This is a genomic window from Coprococcus intestinalis (assembly GCF_023656595.1).
Taxonomy (GTDB): domain Bacteria; phylum Bacillota; class Clostridia; order Lachnospirales; family Lachnospiraceae; genus Coprococcus_A; species Coprococcus_A intestinihominis.
This window is the reverse complement of record NZ_JAMOKJ010000040.1, coordinates 1-2843: the sequence shown is the minus strand read 5'-3', so window position 1 is coordinate 2843 and position 2843 is coordinate 1. Positions and strand designations below refer to the sequence as shown.

Genomic DNA, 2843 nt, shown 5'->3' with positions numbered 1-2843 from the left:
TCGGTATTTTACAACCATGATCAGATGATAATACATCAAATATACTGAATGTGCATTATGATCCATTTTGTCCATATAATCAGTCCTTTCTATCCTTTCGACTGATTATAGTATACCACACTTCGCACCGCAGAACAAGCGTTCTATTTTCTTTTTTCTGCAATTCATCTCCCAACTGTAGAGGAAGGAGAATTCTTGCTAACTTTTGTTAAACTCAATATACACTATAGCATTAGTATACCATAAGAATTAGGCATATAGGGCCTTTATTCTTACAAAATGACCATTACAAACGACTTTTCAATCATTTGTAATGGCCCGCTGCTTATACAAAGGATAACTCCTCTTCTTCTTTTTTCTCTGCCTTCTCATTCACTGTATAACTCACCAGGCTTTTCTTGCTCAGCTTACATAATGTTCCATTCGGAGTTACCATCACAACTTTCGCATTGGCCTGATCGTCAATCTTGTCGTAGATTCTTCCGGCACTCATGCTTTCTCCAATCCTTGTATACGGACTATTGGCAACATAACCTATCTTCCCCATACCTTTAAGTTTCACTTGAATAGCTTCAGGATCATATTTATTATCCGGCTCTTTTTCCAACTGAATCTTCACGCCGCTTTTTAAAAAATCTGATCCGTAATAATGCCTCGTCCCTGTTAATGTGAAATAAATCTTTGTCATTTTAATCTTCTCCTTCCCACGGTTATTCTATAATTAGAGTATACACCTATCTCTATGCCAGTTTTAAATTCAGCCCTGCAAACAACTCTCCAAGTGTGCTGCCAAGATGTTCCGACGGTTTCTCCGGCATTTCGTAACTAATCAGCTGATAGTCCGGATTCATTTCCAGCTTCTCGACCAAAAGACCTGTATTCACTGCATCATCCATTCCATCATGAAACTTACCTTTCGGATCAATGTCTGCTCGCCCCAATGCTTCTTCCAGACTAATACGCCGAGTCAGCTGAAATCTCTGACTGAAAACCATTTGATAATCCACCCATCTATCCTCCATCATAAAAGCATCGACGCTGTCATCCGTAATCTGCTTTGCTGTGATTTCATGCAAAAGCTGATTCCTGTCGGATTCGCTCCAGGCATAGACTTTGTATTCTCTGTCCCCAATCCAGTCAATCATATGCACTAATGCCTCCCCAATACACGGTGCTTTCTTGACCTGACTGTTTTTGATTCCTGTCAGTCTTTCGATAAATGGATCAATCACCCCATGTTCCGGATGTACATATTCTCGAATTGTCCCAACCTGCTTGAATTCTTCATTCAAAAGAACTGCTCCAATCTGAATCGTCTCATAGGCATAATGATAAGCTTTGTTCCGATAATCTCTTGGTACTCTGCACATTTCTAAATCAATCACTAAGTAAAACATTCTTTCTCTCCCCTTTTTATCGAATTAATTTCTTATATCATCTGACCGATATGCTCCAAATGTTTAATCATCCATCTCGTCCTCCCAGTAATCATAGGCATCATCGTATCCATCATCATAATCACCGTCACCGAATTCTTCCGCCCAGTCATCTGCAAAATCATCTGCATCATCATAATCATAAGCATCATACGGGTCATACTTCTTCTGACGGTCATAACTGCTCGTGTAACCTGAATTCTTCTTATAACTTGAGCTTCCCGATGAAGAACCGGAGCTTGAATAAGAACCTGAACTCGTGCCTGAAGCGCCGTTAACAAAAGAACCTGTAGAACCGCCGCCTCCGCCGGCTGAATGCGAATACGTCGCTGATGCTGTTGATGTCGATACTGACGTCGATTTTGATGCTGATGTTGATGTCAACGCAGACGATGATGAATAGGATGATGAAGTCTCACTCTGTAATACATTGGATGCCGTCTGTTTCGAAGTACCATATTTCTCTGCCAATGAAGGCCACATAATACTAACTGCCATTACAACAACACCGGCAATCAACAAACCTCTAACCGTCTTTCTAGTATCATTTTTCATTATCCGTTCCACCTTTCTTCTCTCTAAAACACGCTTCATTTTAACCTAAGTATAATAAACTTCTAACTAAAAATACACCTGCGCTCCGCAGACTTAACCATCGGTATTCCTCAAATTCTGTGACAAAAACAGACATGATTTTCTCTAAAATGATTTCTTATTCATTCATGTATTCATAGTAATCGTCTTCGCTGGCAAACAAGATATATTTGCCTCCAACTAATCCCATGTATCCATCGCTTGTATTAAATCCCTTCATTGCCAGTTCCTCCATTTCTATGAATATCTTTGTTTCCGTCTTTCATTGATTAGAGTATACGTCAATAGGTGGGCTATAAAAATACCAGCTTCTTTTTCTATCCTGCGTGTAAAATGCAAAAAAACACTCGAAGCGCATTTCTGCTCTCCGAGTGTCCGATTCACAATCCGCGTCAGTTAAAAATCATCATTGTCGAAGTCGTCTGAATCGTAATTATCATCATAGTCATCCCGATCATAATCATCGCCATCATAGTCATCCTGATCATAATCATCATCCATATCAACTTCTCTGCTGATATCTCTGGTCGGATCTGAGAAAAATCCTTCCCGATTCAAATAACCAATCTCTGCTGCCTTTTCAAATCCACTTAACTCTCCATCATGATCAAAATCAAAATACTTATCAAAAGGTCCAAACATATACTTTCCTCCTCATCGAAAAATAGGCTTCGTTTTCTTGAATGATTGCCTTGAATGAAAAACTAAAACCCAACTGAAAATACGTCTAATAATCAAAATTCTGTTCTGAGGTCAAATAAAGCCCTAATAATGGATGTTCAAATTCAAATATCATGCTATAATTAAGGCATT

General features: G+C 39.1%; 4 protein-coding genes and 1 pseudogene. All 5 read right to left on the bottom strand.

Annotation, left to right across the window (positions count from 1 at the left end):
• Positions 1–75: pseudogene (locus tag NBH03_RS16260) on the bottom strand (IS200/IS605 family transposase); the annotation flags it as partial.
• 250 nt (positions 76–325) lie between these two features.
• Positions 326–688 carry an HIRAN domain-containing protein gene (locus tag NBH03_RS15770; protein WP_250800131.1) on the bottom strand — a complete coding sequence of 121 codons (363 nt, stop codon included), beginning with the start codon at positions 686–688 and terminating at the stop codon, positions 326–328.
• 52 nt (positions 689–740) lie between these two features.
• On the bottom strand, positions 741–1397 hold the full coding sequence (locus tag NBH03_RS15765) for a 3'-5' exonuclease (RefSeq protein ID WP_250800130.1): 657 nt from the start codon (positions 1395–1397) through the stop codon (positions 741–743).
• 63 nt (positions 1398–1460) lie between these two features.
• Entirely contained in the window at positions 1461–1991 is a 531-nt protein-coding gene (locus NBH03_RS15760; RefSeq protein WP_227081827.1) for a hypothetical protein, read from the bottom strand.
• Between the two features lie 435 nt (positions 1992–2426).
• The gene (locus tag NBH03_RS15755) at positions 2427–2672 is read right to left on the bottom strand and encodes a hypothetical protein (protein WP_250800129.1); all 246 of its coding nucleotides are present in this window, start codon (positions 2670–2672) and stop codon (positions 2427–2429) included.
• Positions 2673–2843 lie beyond the last annotated feature (171 nt).